12 protein-coding genes are annotated in these 17,785 nt (G+C 57.0%); 2 read left to right on the top strand and 10 right to left on the bottom strand.

All coding sequences use genetic code 11. The annotated features are described in order from the left end of the window. The first annotated feature begins 142 nt into the window (after nt 1-142). Entirely contained in the window at nt 143-1,495 is a 1,353-nt protein-coding gene (purB, locus tag MKJ04_RS08345) for an adenylosuccinate lyase (RefSeq protein ID WP_241641135.1), read from the top strand. Nucleotides 1,496-1,857: 362 nt separating this feature from the next. Continuing rightward, nucleotides 1,858-3,045: a sensor histidine kinase gene (locus MKJ04_RS08340; RefSeq protein ID WP_241641134.1), complete on the top strand. Its 1,188-nt coding sequence runs from the start codon at nt 1,858-1,860 to the stop codon at nt 3,043-3,045. A 201-nt stretch (nt 3,046-3,246) separates the two neighbouring features. On the opposite strand, the gene MKJ04_RS08335 is transcribed toward MKJ04_RS08340, so the two are convergent. From MKJ04_RS08335 to MKJ04_RS08290, 10 genes are all read right to left on the bottom strand, one after another. Then, nucleotides 3,247-5,682, bottom strand: coding sequence for a hypothetical protein (locus tag MKJ04_RS08335; protein ID WP_241641133.1), 2,436 nt, complete (start codon nt 5,680-5,682; stop codon nt 3,247-3,249). Nucleotides 5,683-5,699: 17 nt separating this feature from the next. Then, complete coding sequence (locus MKJ04_RS08330; protein WP_241641132.1) at nt 5,700-6,875, bottom strand: DUF4249 domain-containing protein; 1,176 nt, start codon at nt 6,873-6,875, stop codon at nt 5,700-5,702. Next, a complete protein-coding gene (locus tag MKJ04_RS08325) occupies nt 6,875-9,649 on the bottom strand; it encodes a TonB-dependent receptor (protein ID WP_241641131.1) in 2,775 nt (924 codons plus the stop codon). Before MKJ04_RS08325 ends, MKJ04_RS08330 begins: the two co-directional genes overlap by 1 nt. 66 nt (nt 9,650-9,715) lie before the next feature. After that, nucleotides 9,716-10,495 carry a hypothetical protein gene (locus MKJ04_RS08320; RefSeq protein WP_241641130.1) on the bottom strand — a complete coding sequence of 260 codons (780 nt, stop codon included), beginning with the start codon at nt 10,493-10,495 and terminating at the stop codon, nt 9,716-9,718. A gap of 136 nt (nt 10,496-10,631) precedes the next feature. Beyond that, on the bottom strand, nt 10,632-11,786 hold the full coding sequence (locus MKJ04_RS08315) for a glycosyltransferase (RefSeq protein WP_241641129.1): 1,155 nt from the start codon (nt 11,784-11,786) through the stop codon (nt 10,632-10,634). Continuing rightward, a complete protein-coding gene (locus MKJ04_RS08310) occupies nt 11,786-12,760 on the bottom strand; it encodes a glycosyltransferase family 2 protein (RefSeq protein WP_241641128.1) in 975 nt (324 codons plus the stop codon). The genes MKJ04_RS08315 and MKJ04_RS08310 overlap by 1 nt, the downstream gene beginning before the upstream one ends. A 3-nt stretch (nt 12,761-12,763) precedes the next feature. Further along, entirely contained in the window at nt 12,764-13,288 is a 525-nt protein-coding gene (locus MKJ04_RS08305) for a DUF4199 domain-containing protein (protein WP_241641127.1), read from the bottom strand. Nucleotides 13,289-13,320: 32 nt separating this feature from the next. Further along, nucleotides 13,321-13,830 carry a DUF4199 domain-containing protein gene (locus MKJ04_RS08300; RefSeq protein WP_241641126.1) on the bottom strand — a complete coding sequence of 170 codons (510 nt, stop codon included), beginning with the start codon at nt 13,828-13,830 and terminating at the stop codon, nt 13,321-13,323. Nucleotides 13,831-13,888: 58 nt separating this feature from the next. Then, complete coding sequence (locus MKJ04_RS08295) at nt 13,889-15,160, bottom strand: dihydroorotase (protein WP_241641125.1); 1,272 nt, start codon at nt 15,158-15,160, stop codon at nt 13,889-13,891. Nucleotide 15,161: 1 nt separating this feature from the next. After that, nucleotides 15,162-17,171 carry a BatA domain-containing protein gene (locus MKJ04_RS08290; protein ID WP_241641124.1) on the bottom strand — a complete coding sequence of 670 codons (2,010 nt, stop codon included), beginning with the start codon at nt 17,169-17,171 and terminating at the stop codon, nt 15,162-15,164. Nucleotides 17,172-17,785 lie beyond the last annotated feature (614 nt).

The following is a 17,785-nucleotide window of genomic DNA, read 5'->3' as shown; positions in this document are numbered from 1 at the left end:
TGCCTGCGCAGCTAAACACGTACCGCACAGGCCATTGCCCGGCGCATACCGTTCTGGCGTCACGTTTTAGTTAAATCAGCGGGCAGCCTTTTGGCATCCTGCGGCAAACGTGTGTATCTTTGGCTAAAGAACATTCTGCTGTATGAACCTGACATCCCTTACCGCTATTTCGCCGGTAGATGGCCGTTACCGCCGCCATGCCTCCGCGCTCGCCGCCTATTTCTCTGAATTCGGACTAATCCGCTACCGCGTGCTGGTAGAGGTGGAGTACTTTATCGCGCTGTGCGAGCTCCCGCTGCCGCAGTTGCAGGGCGTGGACGCCAGTCTGTTTTCGAAGCTGCGCGAGATTTATACCCAGTTCTCCGAGGAAGACGCGCTCCGCATTAAGGAAACAGAGAAGGTGACCAACCACGATGTGAAGGCCGTGGAGTATTTCCTGAAAGACAAGTTCGACGCCCTGGGCCTCAGCGACCATAAAGAGTTTATACATTTCGGGCTGACCTCTCAGGATGTGAACAACACCGCCATCCCGCTCTCGCTGCTGGAGGCCCACAAAGCAGTACTGCAACCCGCTTACGAGAACCTGCACCAGACGCTGGCCGACCTGGCCCGGCAGTGGAAAGACATACCGATGCTGGCGCATACCCACGGACAGCCAGCATCCCCTACCCGCCTCGGCAAAGAGTTTATGGTATTTGCCGAGCGCCTGCAGGTGCAGCTGGGCCAGTTGCAGCAGGTGCCTTTCTCGGCCAAGTTCGGCGGTGCCACCGGCAATTTCAACGCGCACCACGTGGCCTACCCCAACACCAACTGGCCTGCCTTCGGCAACCGCTTCGTGCAGGAGGCACTGGGGCTCCAGCGCAGCCAGTATACCACCCAGATTGAGCACTACGACAACCTGGCGGCTTACTTCGACGGCCTGAAGCGCCTCAACACTATCCTGCTGGATTTCTCGCGCGATGTATGGCAGTATATTTCCATGGGATATTTCAAGCAGAAGATCAAAGCGGGCGAGGTGGGCTCGTCGGCCATGCCCCACAAAGTGAACCCCATCGACTTTGAGAATGCGGAGGGAAACCTGGGTATGGCCAACGCCATGCTGGAGCACCTGTCGGCCAAGCTGCCGATCTCGCGCCTGCAGCGCGACCTGACCGACTCCACCGTGCTTCGGAACGTGGGGGTGCCTTTGGCGCACATCGTAGTTGCCCTCAAATCGCTGGAGCGCGGCATCGGGAAGCTGGAGCTGAACGAGGCGGCCCTGCGTGCCCACCTGGATGCCAACTGGGCCGTGGTGGCCGAGGGCATCCAGACAGTGCTGCGCCGCGAAGGGTATCCGCAGCCGTATGAGGCGCTGAAAGAGCTGACCCGCAAAAACGAGAAAATAACGGAGCAGAGCATTCACGGCTTTATCGACACACTTCAGGTAAGCGACGAGATCAAGGCCGAGCTGAAGCAAATCTCTCCTTATAATTATACCGGCGTAGACTTACTATAACACAAGATAACCGCTAACTTCGGCGCAGCCCCCGCTCCAACCTGGCAGGGCTGCGCTGACGGTGGTGGCAGTGTGCGACACGGCTCCTGCCTTTTGGCAAATGCCATCGAAAGTTAATTTTTCTTCATTTTTTTTCTTCCGAGCTTCTCAAAACCAGTGTTACGACGCCTGTAGGGGCAGATATACGCTGAGGCAAAGCACAGCCACATTCCGGGCTTTCTGCCATTTTTGACACTTATTTTTGCCGGCCAGGCACTCACGCCAAACCAAGCCCACCGCGCCCGGAAACTCAGCTACCCTCCATATATCGCCGTACACTAATTTATAACTATAACATTATTTATGGATAGAAAGGAGGAAAAATGGATGCCCTGGATGCAAAGGAAAAGGAACGGTTAAAAACCCTGGAAGCCTATGAAATTCTGGACACACCTGCTGAGAAAGACTACGATGACCTGACCGTGCTGGCCGCCCATATCTGCGCCTCACCGATTGCGTACATCAGCCTGCTTGCCAACGACCGCCAGTGGCTGAAGTCGAAGGTGGGGACAGAGATATCGGAGACTGCTGTGATGAACTCTTTTTGCCAGCATGCCCTGCAACAGGGCTGCAGGCTCGAGGTCAGGGACACATTAGCGGACAGCCGCTTTCGGAGAAACCCGTTTGTAACCAACCCGCCGCACATCAGGTTTTATGCCAGTTCGCCGCTCATCAGCCACTCGGGCCACATAGTGGGCACGTTCTGCGTGATGGACACTGTGCCGAAGCAGCTATCGGACGAGCAGCGGAACGCCCTGGACGTTTTGGCCCGCCAGGCGATCACCCACCTGGAACTTCGCCTGAGGCAAAAGCAGCTGGAAAGTGAAAAAGAGCGGTTGCGCAAGGCCAACGCCGACCTCGACAATTTCGTGCACGTGATCACCCGCGACCTGGAAGAGCCGATCATGAACATCCACAGCGTGGTAGAATGGCTGCAGGAAGACCTTGCCGCGAATGACTACAGCAGCCTGACAGAGAATCTCGGCCTTATCCAGGACCGGGCCGTGGATATGAGAGACCTGATAGCGGGGCTGCTGCAGTATGCCGTCATTCCGGTGGATGCGCAGCCAAAAACTGAGGTTTCCGTCAGGGAGATGATTCGGGGAATAGCGAAGGAACACAGCCACTCTCCGGATATGATGCTACACATCGCGCCGCGCCTGCCGGTATTCGGCACGGAGGAGGGCCTCCTGCGGCAGGTTTTCGCGAACCTGATTTCCAACGCCTTCAAATACCACCAACCCGGAAAGGGCAATGTATGGGTGGACATGTCAGAAGGCGCAGATACCTATACCTTCTGTGTGAAGGACGACGGGCCAGGCATACCGCCTCAGCACCACCAGAAAGTATTCGGTCTTTTCGAGCGCCTGCTCCGGGACGTTGGCAAAACCAAGGGGGCGGGCATTGGGTTGGCCATTGTCCGGAAAATCGTGACAGACCGTGGCGGCCGTGTCTGGATCCAGTCGGAGCCCGGCCAGAAAACCACATTCTTCTTTACCTGGCCAAAGTAGGCTGCGGTATACTCTTGCGCTTTTCCCTCCGGACCGCCTCCGAAGTTTGCCCTATTTGAGGTTACGCCACGCGCAACTCGCCTAACCCGCAGATACGCCAGATGCATTTTCACATACACCTTTACCTGGTTACCGAATCCGTCGGTTAAGCGAGATAGGGTATGGCCGCGCAGGTATGCGAGGGGCTGTGTAAAACCTTCTTTACAGCGTGTGGTTGATTTCCAGGGATACGGTTGTGCTGCCTGCCCGGCCGTCTTTCGTGAGGCCCTGCACCACCAGGATATACCTGCCTGCCTCGTCGGAGGTATAAAAGCTGAGGGTTTTCTTCCCATCCGTTCCGGTGCGCACATCAGGAGACCAGTACAGCAGGTTGCGTAAATCTGGGAGGCGGCTTTGATGCTGCTCCTGCGTGCCGTAGGTTGGTGCGTAAAACTCACGCTGCAGCTGCAGCCCCTCGTACTCCAGCAACAGCGCGCGCGGGTCCAGCTGAAACCCAGCCAGGTCGCCCTGGTACGTGGTATAACTCACGAGGCCGGTATACATGTTCGGGCCCAGGAAGTATTTTCGGGTGAGCACCTCCAGCTTCCGAACCTTGCGCGGGTCGAAGGCCATGATCTTGTCGATGTCAAAAACAGGGACGCCGTCCAGCAGCACCAGCGGGTCGGTATAAAACAGGGACGAGTGCGTGGCATCCAAGACGTTGAAATGAAACCTGCCCTTGCGCCGTCGCACCTGCACCCCCGGCACATACTCCCGCATCACCTCCTCCATCACTTTAAATCGGGTATAATCGTCCAGCAAATAGGCCGCGTCGGTTTTGCCGTAAAAAGCGGTGCTATCGATGGCGGGCACCCGGAACACGTTGCGCGAAATTGGGTAGCTATACCCCACCTGCAAGCCGATATGCCGCTGGGTCAGGGCTGTGCGCAGGTGTGCGTCCAGCCCGAAAGGCGGCAGCGCGCGCGCGGCATATCTGTCAGAAAAAGGGCTGAGGATCTCGAAGGTATAGCTGCTGTCTTTCTGGAAATCAGACTGCACCACAATCTCCTTTGGCCCGTAAAAATCCTTCATCTCAAACTGAACCAGCCCGTTGGCGTCGCTGGCCGAGCTGTAGAGCCGCACATGCTTGCCTGGGGCGCTCAGGTAGGCCGTCACGTTACGCACATTAACCCCTGTGGCAGCGTCCGTCACCTTGCCCCTGATAAAGTGCCCGTCATACTCCGGAGCGAAGGGATAAGCGGGCTGTTGCGCCTGCAGCACGTCCTCCCATCTGAAACGGCTCCAGCCGTGGGTCAGCATCAGGTTGTCCAGTGCCTCATCCGCCACCGGGCCGCTTGCCGTGAAATAATAGGACGGCTGTTCGATCGTGCCTTTCAGGTCAGAGGTCAGCCACAGGTAGGTATAAATGTCCGTTGGGCTTGCCGCCTGCAGCGAGTCCAGTTTATACACCGCCACCGACAGGTTAGCAGGTATGGCCGTTCCGGGGGAGGCCTGCGTCAGTAGGCTAGCCGTTACTTGCTGGCGGGTGGCATACTGCTTTTTGTCGGTTGTTGCCTCCACAAGCAGCTTTTGGGTGGGCCGTTTGAAGTACAGCCGCTCACACACGGGTTGCCGTTGACTGTCGAAAACCGTGAAGTGGTTGATTCCCTCGGGCAGTTTGCGCGTATCCACCGTGAACGTGGCCGTGCTCTGCTGCAGCGCCGCGCTTTCCGCCACCCCAACCATTTGCCGGGCATGGCCCAGCAGGTATACCGTCCCGGTCTGCGGACCGCTCACCATGATCTGCAACTGGTTTGGGTCCAGCTCCCTGAGGCGGAGGCTATACCCCTGCGCATACACCTGCGGCAACTGCTGCCGGAGCACGCGCTTGTCAGCAAACTCGATGATAGCCGTATAGGTGGTGCCGGCAGTAGGCGTAAAGGTAAAGTTCCCGATGCCAAACTTGAGTGGCCGCAGTTGCGCCACCTCCATACCTTCCCCGTCCACAATCCGCCCGGTAAAGTCTGCGCCTTTGCCCGATTTTTTGTTTACCGCCTGAAACGCCACTTTGCCGGGGATGCCCTGCACCAGGTTTCCGCCTTCCGGGAAGAACTGTATGGCGTAGGCAGTCGGTGCCTGCTCAGGGGCAGGGCCAAGGCCAGTGAATGAGTTGACGATGGTGACAGGCTCCTGAAAATAAAACTCCGGATCGAAGTTTTTCATCCAGCTGGTATAGGCCCGCACCGTGTAGTTGCCCGAGGCCAGCGTGGTTGGCAACACGAACGAGCCATTGCCTGCGCCATCCTTCAGGGCGATTTTTGCTTGCAGCACCGGCTTGCGGGTATCGTCCAGCACCTCCACGTAGGCAACTTTGCTCAGGTCCAGCGGCTGGTGTAGGGTGCCGTCCAGGGTATAGGCTTTGAACCACATGGTTTCGCCGCAGGCATAAAAGGGCCTGTCAAGGTGCAGGTACAGCTTCTCCTGCAGGGCCTGTTTCCGGTAGGCGTCAAACTGTTGCTGTATCGGGGCAAGGGCCCCTGTCTGGGCAAAAGCCGGGCGCGTTGCGGCCAGGCAAAGGAGCAGGCACAGGAGGACGGGCAGGCGGCCACTGCGTGCGGCGGTCAGGTGATCGAGTATGTTCATCAGCGTTTTTCTCATGGTGGGTCGGGGTGGCCTTATTCCCAGAAATCAGGCTTCACATTCGTGCCGCGCAGGCGACAGTCAACGCAGCGCAGGGTGGCGCCCAAATAGCCAATCGGGCTCGGAGCCCCTGGCGGGTAAATCTCCCCGACAGGCATATAGTAGCCCCCCTTGAATCGCTCAGCCAAATCCTTAAACGTTTCGTTAGGCGGCGTTGGTAAGACAGAGTCAAGCTCGCAGACCGGGTAGAAGGTTCTCCATTCGCGCGGAAGCTCCTCATGGCTCACAAAAATCCGTTTTTCCTGCCCCGACGAGGCACCCACATAGCCAATCACAGGCTCGGCGGCATTGCTGAGGCTGTGTACGTTGCCCGTCAGCTGCGAGGGCAGCGGGTCGAACAGCGTGCCGATACTCTCGGTGTTTTTCCGGAGCGTTTCCCAGTACACATAGGCCTCCTGCGTCAGGGCATACTGTTTCACCAGCACGCTGTACTTCAGGCGCAGTTCCTCAGAACCGGAAGGCAGCGCCAGGATCGGGTATTTGTAGATCACATCCGAACTCAGTTTGGCGGAGGTTCCCAGTTTTAGGGACGTGGAGTAGTCTGTTTTCCAGCAGTTGTAAATATTCTCATCGGCTCGCGTCCGGGCGACGATGGTGCCGGTGGAATCGTCATACTTCAGATAGGTAGCGTAGGCCGCCGTGAAAGCCCAGGTGGCCTCGTACTCCCAGCGGTAATAGCGCGTGTCATTATTAGGGTCGTGGGTGTTCACGTAAATCTGCAGCGTATTGTCCAGCGCCTCCCAGCCTACCTCGTCGATGGGCGGGGTTTGTTTCACGGTAACGTATTCTGAGGCGTACTCCTGGCCACTCTCCGTCCGGATATAAAGGCGGTATTTGCGGTTCCGGTCCAGGAGGCGGCCTTCATTGGTATAGGTACCGGGTGCCGTCTCCACCATCGGATACTGGGCGCCCTGCTCCTCCTCCAGCCGCAGCGTGGCTCCCGACTCTACATAGGGCGGGCCTGTTACGGAGATGTTTTGGGTGCGCGACAGCCGCACGGTGGTAACGCCGTTGCCGTTGATTGTGCCATCCACCACCAGGAAATTGTTCGGGCCTTCAATCACCTCCGGCGAATAGGGCTCCACGCAGCCGGCCAAAAGCAGCAGACAGAGGCAAACGGTATGGGTCAGGGTTCGGGTAAGTAGCTGCATTAGAATTTAAAGTTGTAGGTGATGGTCGGGATCGGCTGTCCGAAAATGGACATTTTATACCCCTTGATGCTGCCCTCCTCCGACTTAAAGTAGATGGAGTATGGGTTCTTGCGCCCCGTCACGTTGTAGACGGCCAGCGTCCAGGAGCTGTGCGCCAGCTTCTGCACCTTGTGGTTGCCCTCTATGTTCAGCGCAAAGTCCAGGCGGTAGTAATCGGGCACGCGGTAGGCGTTGCGCTCGGAGTAGTAAATGCGCTGGCTGTTGCCCATCGTGTATTTGGCAAGGGGCAGCGTGATCGGCCGGCCGGTGCTGTAGGTAAAATTCAAGGAGGAGCTGAAGCGCTGGCTGAAGCGGTAGTTGCCGATAAACGTAAAATCATGCGGCTTGTCGTAATTGCTGGGGTACCAGGCCCCGTTGTTTATCTTCTCCCCGGTTTCGGCGTCGTCCACGCGCACCAGCGTGCGCGAATAGGTATAACTGGCCCAGCCGTTCAGCTTGCCGGTCGATTTCTTGAGCAGCACCTCCACGCCATACGCCTTGCCTTCTGCGCTGGCCACGTCCGTCTCGATGTGGTGGTTCATGATCAGCGTCGCGCCGCTCTTGTAGTCCAGGAAGTCCCGCATCCACTTGTAGTAGCCCTCCACCGAGAACTCGATCGTGTTTGCCCGGAAGTTGCGGTAGTAGCCAAGCGCCAGCTGGTCGCCGACCTGCGGCCTGATGTTGGCATCGCTCAGCTTCCATACATCGGTGGGCGACATAGACGTGGTGTTGGAGAGCATGTGGATGTACTGCCGCAGGCGATTGAAACTGACCTTCACCGACGAGTTGTCCGAAACGCCCATTCTGGCCGACAGCCGGTACTCCGGCCCCTGGTAGGTGGCAAACACATCGCCTGCGCTGTATACAGCCGTGTCCTGTATCGTGCCCTCCGACTTCGGGGCACCGGGCGCGTACTCGTTCACGGCGCGCGGCCCCAGCGCGTTGAACAGCGAATAGCGCAGCCCGACGGCAACGGAGAAGCGGGGGCTCACATCAAACCGATCGGACACATACAGGGCACTTTCAATGGCGCGCTCCTTCTGCAGCCGGTCCGGCATCACCAGCGACTCGGGGCTGTTCGGCGTCTGGGTGCCGGGGTTCACGTTGTATAAAATAGAGCTCGCGCCAAAATCCACGGTATGTTTGGAGGCGGGGAAGTAGCTGAAGTCGGCTTGCAGGTTGGCCTGGTTTATACCAAACGTCAGCCTGGAGGCGTTTACGGGGTTTTTCTTGCTGGCCACGTCGTAATCATAGTGGCTGTAAACGCCCGTGAGCACGCCATACAGCTTGTTCTGGAAAATATGCTTCCACTTGAGGCTTGCCGCCTGGTTGGCAAACTGGTACAGCGTGTCGGCCCCCAGCTGAAACTTGTCTTTGCTGCGGTAGCCGTTCAGGTACAGCGTGTTCTTGTCGTCTATCTCGTGGCTGATGTGCCCGTTGATGTCATAAAAGGAGGCGGAGCTCTCGTTGAAGGATTTGTTGGGCAGCTCTTTCAGCAGCCAGTCGGAGTAGGTGCTGCGCCCCCCGATCATAAAGGATGTTTTGTCTTTTTTGATCGGGCCTTCGAGGGTAAGCCGGCTGGTGAGCAGCCCGATGCCGCCCGAGCCCGAGATTTCCTTTTTGTTGCCATCGCGGCTCGTCACCTCCAGCACCGACGACAAACGCCCGCCATATTTGGCCGGGATGCCGCTTTTATACAGCTCCACCGTTTTGAGAATGTCCGGGTTGAAGGCCGAGAAGAAGCCGAACAGGTGCGAGGGATTGTAGATGGTGGCGTCGTTGAAGAGTATCAGGTTCTGGTCGGTGCTGCCGCCGCGCACGTTCAGGCCGGTGCTGCTCTCCCCCACCGACTTCACGCCGGGCAGCGTGAGCACCACGCGCAGGATATCGGTCTCGCCGAAGGCTGTGGGCACCTGCTTGATCGTGCGGATATCCAGCTTTTCCATACCCATCTGCAGGCCCGACACGTTGCGGTCTTTCTCAGCCTCCACCAATACCTCCTTCAGCGTCCGGACGTCTTCGGCGATCTCGATGTCCAGTTTTCCGTCGGCATACAGCATGATCTGGCGGCGGGTGTTTTGTAGCCCGATGGCCTTTACTTTCAGCTCATGGCGGCCCACCGGCAGGGTCAGGGAGTAATAGCCATACTGGTCGGAGGTGGTGCCGATCAGCGGCGACTCGATGTATATGGCGGCACCGATGATGGCTTCGCCGGTTTTGATGTCGCGCAGGTGCCCGGCCAGGTTTGCGTTGCCCGTGGCTCCCTCCCGCCTCACGCCGATCTCATACAGCTTCAGCTCCGAGCCCGCTTTCTTTGCACTCCGTGCCTCCGGCGCCAGCAGTGCCATTTGCGGGGCATCCTCTGCCGGCGTTTTCTTCCGTTCGAAAAAATCCTCCGGCAGGCGCACGCTTAGCGGCGTTCCGCTGGTGACGAACACCCGGTGCCCGGCATCATCAATGGCGAAATGGAAAGCTGTGCCCTGAAAAACCTGGCTGAGCACGGTGGGCAAGGGCTGGTCTTTTACCTGCAGCGTAATGGAGAGGCTATCGGTGGCAGCGGCATCGAAGTATACCCGGTACTGTGTCTGCGCCTCCACTTCCCGCACAAAATCCTCTAAGGAAGCCTTGTTGAAAGAACCGGTCACCACTGGGGGATTGGCTTGTTGGCCGCGGGCCTGCATCAGGCAGCACATCACCACAAGAAGAGAAAAAACGAGGCGGTATAAGTGGGTCATAGGAGGGTGGGAAAAGCCAGCAAAGCAGCAGCGTGAAAACAGGAGGAGGTATGGCAAGCGCTGCGGTTAATCTGCATGGGTCTGTTTTTCAGAAAGGCTGTTGTAGTAGCTGACGGTAGACAGTATGGCTTGCTCCTTTTCTTTCCTGAATTTTAGTTTTTGGGACGCGGCATGCCGCTGCAGCTGCTTTTTCTCGTCTTTCAGCACCTTAAAGACAGCGCGCTTGCTGCGCACCTGGTGGTATACCCCGTCTTTCAGGATGTATAGCTTGTCGCTCACCCTGAACTCGCCTTCCATACCCTGCGGGGTGGCGCGGTCCTGGATGTTCTTCGTCCTCCGCACCAAAAGCTTGGCAGCATGGCCGTTATACAGCAAGTCATAGAACCCTGGGCGGAGCTCGTCCTGCCCGGTGCTATCTGCCTGAAGCCGGACAAACGTGTGCCCGCGCAGGTGAAAGGTATCCACTTTTTCGTTGATCAGCCTCATCAGCAAGCCCTTGATGTTGTGCGGCATAACCACCTCGTCCGTCACCAGGTCATACAGCATGGGCACCTGCCGATGCCAGGCCCCGTCATACCAGATATCGCCCCGCACCATGTCCTTCGACACGAAAAACTGGTCTCCATCCAGGTAGGGTTTCCTGTAATCCACATACTCCGTGCCGTTGTACAGGTGCGACTGAAGCCCGACCGCCTGCTTGTACACGGCCTCGGCATTTTGCACCGCGCTGTGCACAAAGGCCGTATCGGCAGGCAGGCTCTGTGCGCCGCACACACCAATCGCCACTAGGTTCAGCAGCAAAGCCGTGCCTGCTACAGCAGCCAGCTTAAATTGTTTTAGTCGCATCCACAAGTTTGTTTTCAGGATTCAAAGGCCTAGTAAGTTATATCTTATGGAAGATATATACAACTTATATCATGGGTTTATTGTCAGTACATCAAGCTCGGGCAAGGCAGCGCAGCCAGAGGGGTATAAGGGCACGTTATTGTGTACCGGTTTCTTCGGAGAGTTGCCAGATTGCGCGTACAAAGTGGCTCCAGCTAAAGCGTTTTTTAAACTGCCGGATGTTGGCGGAAAAATCCTCTTGTCGGTCTGCATTGAAAAACCGCAGGATGGCTGCTGCAATCGCCTCCGGGCTTGGGGCTACCACATAGCCCACTTCCCCATCCGGCACCAGTTCGGCCAATCCCCCCACGTTCGTCACCACCATCGGCTTGTCGAAATGATAAGCAACCTGCGTCACGCCGCTCTGCGTGGCGTGCTTGTAGGGCTGCACCACCAGGCTGGCGGCACAAAAGTAGTGGCGCACGGCGGCGTTGGGTATAAAGTCGGTGTGTAGCACCAGGCGGTCGTGCAGGCCCAGCTGTGCAATGAGCGCCTGGTATGGTCCGGCATCCTCGTAAAACTCACCGGCCACAAGCAGCCTGATGTCGGGGCGCTGCTGCAGCGCGGGCTGCGCCATCGCCTGCAGCAGCAGGTCTAAGCCCTTGTAGGCCCTGATGAAGCCGAAGAACAGGATATAGGTATGGCGTGGGTCGAGGTGCAGCGCGGCACAGGCGGCGGCTTTGGGCTCCGGGTCGCCGAAATTGTCGTAGAGCGGGTGCGGCAGGTATACGCTTGGCTTTTGCGGCGCAAACTGCTTCAGGTCCTGCAGCACCGACCGCGAGAGCGTGACGAAGCCGTGGCAGGCGCTGAGAAAATACCGCGTGAAGGGAACATCCCCGGGGCGCTTCTCGTGCGGCACCACATTGTCGGTGATGGCCAGGATGCGGCTGTGCCTGTTTTTGCGGATGAGGCGCGCGATGGTGCCGAAGGCAGGACCCATGAACGGCAGCCAGTACCGGAAGATGACCAGGTCCGGCTTTTGCCGCGCGATATACCGGCCCGTTTGTAGCCAGCTAAGCGGGTTGATGGAGTTAATCAGGACTTTGATGCGGAGGCCTTCCGGCGCTGGCTCGTCAGAATACTGGCTTTTGCCCGGAAAAAGGAAGGAAGGATATTGCAGGCTGAACGTGACGATCTCTACCGCGTCGCCAGCCTCCTGAAAGGCGTAGGCCAGGCGCTCGTTAAAGGTGGCCATGCCGCCGCCGCGCAAGGGGTATGCCGGCCCAACGATGATCACCCGCCGTGCCGCCATTATTTCTTCAGCGCCCCTACCCTGTCCCGGATCAGGTACTCGTTGCGTTTGCTGGAGGCCATACTAATCATCTCGGCCAGAAAACCCGCCAGAAACAGCTGCACACCCAGTATAACCGCCACCAGCGCCAGGAAGAACAGCGGCTGGTCCACGATGTCGCGCACGCGGCCATTCTGGTAGAAGCCGAACATTTTCTGCAGGATCAGCCACAGCGTTATACCCAAACCCACCACGAACATAATGGTGCCGAGGGTGCCGAAAAAGTGCATCGGGCGTTTTTTGAAGCGGCTCACAAACGTGATGGACAGCAGGTCGAGGAAGCCGAATACAAAGCGCTCCAGGCCAAACTTGGTGGTGCCGTACTTGCGTTCCTGGTGCTGCACGGCCTTCTCCCCGATCCGCGTGAAGCCATACCACTTGGCGATGACCGGAATGTAGCGGTGCATCTCGCCGTGCACCTCAATGCTTTTCACCACCAGTTGCCGGTAGGCCTTCAGGCCGCAGTTAAAATCGTGCAGCTCGATGCCGGACAGTTTGCGGGTGGCGGCGTTGAATATTTTGGTTGGGATGGTTTTGCTCAGCGGGTCGAAGCGTTTTTTCTTCCAGCCGCTCACCAGGTCATACTTCTGGTTTTTGATCATGTCGTAGAGCGCCGGAATCTCCTCGGGGCTGTCCTGCAGGTCGGCGTCCATGGTGATCACCACTTCGCCGGCGCAGCGCCGGAAGCCTTCGTTCAGGGCGGCGGACTTGCCGTAGTTGCGGTTAAAGCTGATGCCCTTTACGGTTTTGTCCTCGGCCCCGATGTCGCATACCACTTCCCAGGAACGGTCGGTGCTGCCGTCGTCCACCAGGATCACTTCATACGAGAACTCGTTTGCGTGCATCACGCGTTTGATCCAGCGCACGAGCTCGGGCAGCGACTCTTCCTCGTTGAAGAGGGGAACCACTACCGAGATATCATAGGGGTATTGCATGTGTTATTCAAATTCCGGCCGGCTGTTTTTCATGATGGCGGAGATGATAAGGGAGAGGAGAAAGCCAAAGATCAGGGTGATTACCGTGCCGCCGAGCACCATTGTCAGTGGGCCGGAGAAGTTTTGTGCCATCGCCATACCTGCGTCAATCTGCTCGTCGGTCATCCCCTGCAGCAGCATTTGCTCCCGTTGCTTCTCCATCATACGGCCCATGTACTCGGTGTCGATAAAGGAGGTATACATCCAGGTGAAAAGCCCCGTCAGGAAACCGAACACGGCAGACAGCAACGAGCCGAGGCCGAGGCCCTGCCCGTAGGACATATAGCCATAGTTCAGTTCCTTATAGTTCTTCATGGCCATCACAAGGCCGACAATGAGAATGACGTACGCCAGACTGCTGATCCAACGGTTATCGCCTAAATCCGCCACCATGATGATGACTTGGTACACGACGCCGGTCAGGCCAAAAAGGAAGCCATACTTCAGGGCTACAGAAGCTACGGAAGGTTGTTTTTCTGTCTCAATCATAGTTTTGGGTTGGTTTATAGGTATAACTGTTTCTACTTTCGGAAAAAAACCGCTGCAATCACCGAGAATATCCCCCCTACGAAAACCCTCCTCACAAAATCATCGGTTGCCAGCATGCCCGGCGTAATCGAATCCAAAGCCTTGTACCCCTCCTCATACATCTTCTCTCCCAACAGTCTCACCTGCTCTTCCCGTGTCTGGTCCAGAAGGGCCTTCATCTCGGTCACGTGATGCTGCAGCACTTCCGGCCCCACAATGTAGACGAACACAAAGACCAGCATGGCCGTGGTAAGAGCGGTATAGAAGGCAACCGAGAGCCCCACCCTGAACCCTCGTCCGAAGCCAACGCTCCCGTCATGGAAAAGCTTGTAGTACCGGATCGCCAGGAAAATAAACACCGGGATTGGCAGGTAGGTCAGGCGGCCCATATCCCCGAAGGGGTTATACCCCATGAAATACAGGATCAGTACTAACGCAAAGCAAGCCAGGCTGCACAACACGCCGTAGCGTATCCCCACTCTGATAATCGTCTGATTTAGCATGTTGCAAACAAGGCGCTATTGCTGCTTAGGCAACACCACCTCAAGATAGTAAAATATATTAAAAAGATAGTTGGAGCGTTACCTGCCCTTTATGAATTGTGCCGATCACGGTGCCCTTCAGCTCCCTGCCAAAGAACGGGCTGTTCCTGGATTTGGACTTGGCACGCGCCTCGGTTGGCGACCAGCCCATACCCGGGTGAAACACGGTGAGGTTGGCCGCCTCTCCCACAGCAATGCGCGGATCGGGCAAGCGCAGAATGCGGCGCGGGCCAGCGGTAAACTTCTCCACCAGCTGCTCCACCGACAGCACGTCGCCCAGGGTGGTATGGGCCACCGCAAAGGCAGTCTCCAGGTTGGTGATCCCAAAATCAGCCAGGTCGAACTCCAGTTTCTTCGCCTCGGTGTCGTGCGGCATGTGCGCCGAAACCAGAGCGTCGATCGTTCCGTCCCGCAGGCCTTCCTTTATGGCGGCTGCATCGGCAGCGCTTCTAAATGGAGGCGCTACTTTGTAGTTTGTGTCAAATGGCACGATGGTTTCGTCTGTAAATGCCGCCTGGTAGCTGGCCACATCGCAGGTTACGGCAAGGCCATCTGCTTTTGCCTGCCGCACAGCCGCAATCGCCGCCGCTGTGGACAGGAGGGAAAAGTGCATCCTGCCACCGGTATACGCCAGCAGTTGCAGGTCACGGGTCACCATCACCTCCTCTGCCAACGACGGGATGCCTTTCATACCCAGCCGTGTGCTGGCCTCGCCTTCGTGCATTTGCCCGTGCTCTGTCAGGCGCGTATGCTCCGGCTTGTTCATCAGCAGGCCATCAAACAACTGCACGTACTGCAGCGCTTTTAGAACGATGTCTGCGCCTTGTAAGGGATTTGTGCCATCCGTAAATGCCACCGCTCCCGCCTTGTGCAAGTCAATCATCTCGGTCAGGTCTGCACCTTTGGCGTCCACGGTTATGGCAGCCGCTGGCAACAGGGTTACCGGCAACTGCTGCGACCGGTTGCGGAGATAGCCTACCGCCCCCTTCGACTGTACCACCGGCACTACGTTAGGCAGGCAGACCACCTCGGTAAAACCGCCCGCCGCCGCTGCGGCAGCCAAAGAGTCCAGGTCTTCCTTGTACTCCAGCCCCGGGTCGCCGACAAAGGCGTGCATGTCTATCCAGCCCGCCGATACACACATCCCCTCTACCGCAACAGTTTCATCGGCTTGCTGCGCGTCGGGCCCTATATAGGTAATGATGCCGTCTTCGAACAGGATGTTCTGCTGCTGTAGGTGATACTCGGACTGTGGATTGTAGATTGTTGCTGCTTGGAGAAGTACTTTCATGCTAGAGAAGTCTAATAAGTGCTATTTCGGCCATCAGGAAAAACAGACACAATATTAGGCAATATTTCCAAAGCTTCACGCCAAAAAATTGTTTTTCAAACGCATCCTTCACCCCCACCGAGTCGCCCTGCTCATACACGTGCACGTTTTTGCGGTCTGCGCCAACCAGTGCGCGAAGTTCGTCCGGAGTGTACTGCGCCAGGTAAGACTCCGCCTTGCCATAGTTAAAAGCCAGACTCGTGAGGGTGGAATCCTGCAGTTGCAGGGTATAAAAACCGTCCTCATCCATATCCGGAGGCACGTTGAAGAAGAGTTTGCCACCCCGCACCTGCTGCTCCGGAATGTAGGCAAGGCTATCATTCCGAAGCACGTATACCCCTTCTTTCTGGGCTTTGCGGAATGCGGGCAGTTGAATTGTGTTGCCAGACAGCGTATAGCTGAGTTCCTGCTGCTGCTTGTAACTGCCCATCGCCAGTTTATACATGATGGGCACAAAAAGAGCATGACTGGCCAGCGTGCTATAGTCTGGCGCCACAGAGGCCGCCATCAGGAATACATGCCCCTCTCCCCTGTCAAACCGCGACAGGAACGGAGCGCCGCCTCTGTATTTCAGCACATCCTCAGATGCCCTGGACCAGGAAACACTGCGAACCGCCGCCGGCATTTGCATCTTGGGGTCGTACTCTGAAAATATGCCGCTGAAGAAAGGGTTGTTAGGGTCGGGGGGCATTAAATTAAGCTTCGTGGCCCCCGCTGCCGCACCCGTAAAGTTGGCAGGCAGACTCAGGTTCTGAAACAGTGCGGTATGGCCCGCCGCATTCCCGCGGGCCGGGGGGATGACGGCAAGGGTTCCACCGGCCTTCACAAAATTGGCCGCTGTAGCCGCCAACGTTGCGGGCAAATCTGCGACACCGTTGAGAATGAGGATGTCAGAAGTCTCAGCCTGAGCGTAGTTGATGTTACTGGGGCTATAGGAAGTAAAGGCAAAAAAAGGCTCGCTCTGGTATAAGCGCTTCAAAGAGTTGGCAGCGTCGCTGGTCACTTCCGTAACCGTGATGCTGGCTGACGGAGCAAGCACAAAATAATACGTGTTGTCAAACTCCACCGGGAAATCCTCTACCTGCACATACGCCATTTGGGCAACGTTTCCCTCCACCCTGAAATTCAGGATGGCCTCTGTCACCTGTTGCGGGGGTAAGTTCAGGCTGAGCGCGGCCACCTGGCGGTCGTTGATGATCAGCTTCACGGGCACATCCTCACGCACGATATCGCCGGTGTTAGACAAGCGCACATGCAGTACGTTATCGGCAGCAGGGCGGATAAACGCGTCTTCCAGGTATACCGAGTCAACCGTCACGTTCGACGTGCCTGCACCTGCGAGTGGCACCAAGTGCACCTGCGTGGCACTGTCATACTCTTGCAGCAGTGTGGGCTTGAACGTGCTTTTCTGGAAATCGGAGAGGATAAAAACGTGTGCAGGTTTATTGGCGGCAGGGGTTTGCGCAATTGGCAGTTCCCGGGCCGAAAATTCAAGCGCCTCCAAAGTAGCTTCTGCTTCCGTGGCCTGTGCTGCGGAAGTATGTCCCACACTGCTCCCGGAAATAACCTTAAAAGCCGTAGCCGCCGGAAAGAGAGAGAGGATATCTTTTGATCTGTCCGTCGCAATATCCAACAGCGGTATATCCTGCGAAGCTTCCAGGTTCTGCATACTAAAGGAGTTATCCACTACAATAGTAACCTCTGACGCATCGGCTGGGGCCAGCGCGTTTGTGGCTGGCAAAAAGGGCTGCGCAAAGGCAAGCACCAGAAACACGACAAACAGGATGCGACAAAGCAGGATCAGCAGTTCCTTCAGGGTACGCTGGCTAGCCGTCAGATCTTTGGAGGCCTGTATAAACCGGACATTGCTGAAGATTACCCGTTTAGCCCGTCTTAGTTGCACGAGGTGCAAAATTACCGGCACTGCGATCGCAGCAAGGGCAGCCAGAAAAGTCGGGTATACAAAAGCCATACGACAAGTTAGAGAGGAAAGCGCCGAAAAGCAACAACAGGCGAAATACTATACTCTGAAACAGTATGCACAGTTGTTTGTGCTGTAGTGGATGACGACTTTTTTATAGAGGACCTGATCAACCCAAAGTTCATCAACGACTAACAGTTGCCATTAAACATCAAAGCCGCAGTCTCCCTTTGGTGACTGCGGCTTTGATGTTTATACCACTATCGAATGGGTTTTGCGTATTCGAGTATTTACCACAAGCTTCCATACCCCCGTTCTGCCAAGTAAGCTTTACCAAGGGCTTGCTTTCTCCTGACTGCCCTGCCGGAAGAGCAAGGGTGTGCCGCAGCGTTTAGGAATCTCGTGCTTTTGGTGGCCGCATGCACTGGCGCAAGCGTCCGTTTGTGCCGCCGTTGCTGGGCGATGGTCGGCATGGATTGCCCGGGAAGGCACCCCGAAAGCTTTCGGGGCGCCATAGAGCGTTTTGGAAAACGATACGCCCCCTTGCCTTGCCTAGGGCGCAAAAAAAGGGCGGGGCAGCGTCCGTGTTGGATGCTGCCCCGCCCGTGGTGGGGTTGGCGGCCACCTACTCTCCCGGGTGTGACCCCAGTACCATCGGCGCTCCC

The sequence above is a fragment of the Pontibacter sp. E15-1 genome (assembly GCF_022601975.1).
In the GTDB taxonomy this organism is placed as follows: domain Bacteria; phylum Bacteroidota; class Bacteroidia; order Cytophagales; family Hymenobacteraceae; genus Pontibacter.
This window is presented reverse-complemented; position numbering and strand designations above follow the sequence as displayed.

Coding starts and splice junctions, on each gene's coding strand:
- MKJ04_RS08340 (WP_241641134.1), top strand. CDS start 1,858: ATGGATGCCCTGGATGCAAAGGAAAAGGAACGGTTAAAAACCCTGGAA.
- MKJ04_RS08320 (WP_241641130.1), bottom strand. CDS start 10,495: ATGCGACTAAAACAATTTAAGCTGGCTGCTGTAGCAGGCACGGCTTTG.
- MKJ04_RS08315 (WP_241641129.1), bottom strand. CDS start 11,786: ATGGCGGCACGGCGGGTGATCATCGTTGGGCCGGCATACCCCTTGCGC.
- MKJ04_RS08290 (WP_241641124.1), bottom strand. CDS start 17,171: ATGGCTTTTGTATACCCGACTTTTCTGGCTGCCCTTGCTGCGATCGCA.
- MKJ04_RS08335 (WP_241641133.1), bottom strand. CDS start 5,682: ATGAGAAAAACGCTGATGAACATACTCGATCACCTGACCGCCGCACGC.
- MKJ04_RS08295 (WP_241641125.1), bottom strand. CDS start 15,160: ATGAAAGTACTTCTCCAAGCAGCAACAATCTACAATCCACAGTCCGAG.
- MKJ04_RS08330 (WP_241641132.1), bottom strand. CDS start 6,875: ATGCAGCTACTTACCCGAACCCTGACCCATACCGTTTGCCTCTGTCTG.
- MKJ04_RS08305 (WP_241641127.1), bottom strand. CDS start 13,288: ATGATTGAGACAGAAAAACAACCTTCCGTAGCTTCTGTAGCCCTGAAG.
- MKJ04_RS08310 (WP_241641128.1), bottom strand. CDS start 12,760: ATGCAATACCCCTATGATATCTCGGTAGTGGTTCCCCTCTTCAACGAG.
- purB (WP_241641135.1), top strand. CDS start 143: ATGAACCTGACATCCCTTACCGCTATTTCGCCGGTAGATGGCCGTTAC.
- MKJ04_RS08300 (WP_241641126.1), bottom strand. CDS start 13,830: ATGCTAAATCAGACGATTATCAGAGTGGGGATACGCTACGGCGTGTTG.
- MKJ04_RS08325 (WP_241641131.1), bottom strand. CDS start 9,649: ATGACCCACTTATACCGCCTCGTTTTTTCTCTTCTTGTGGTGATGTGC.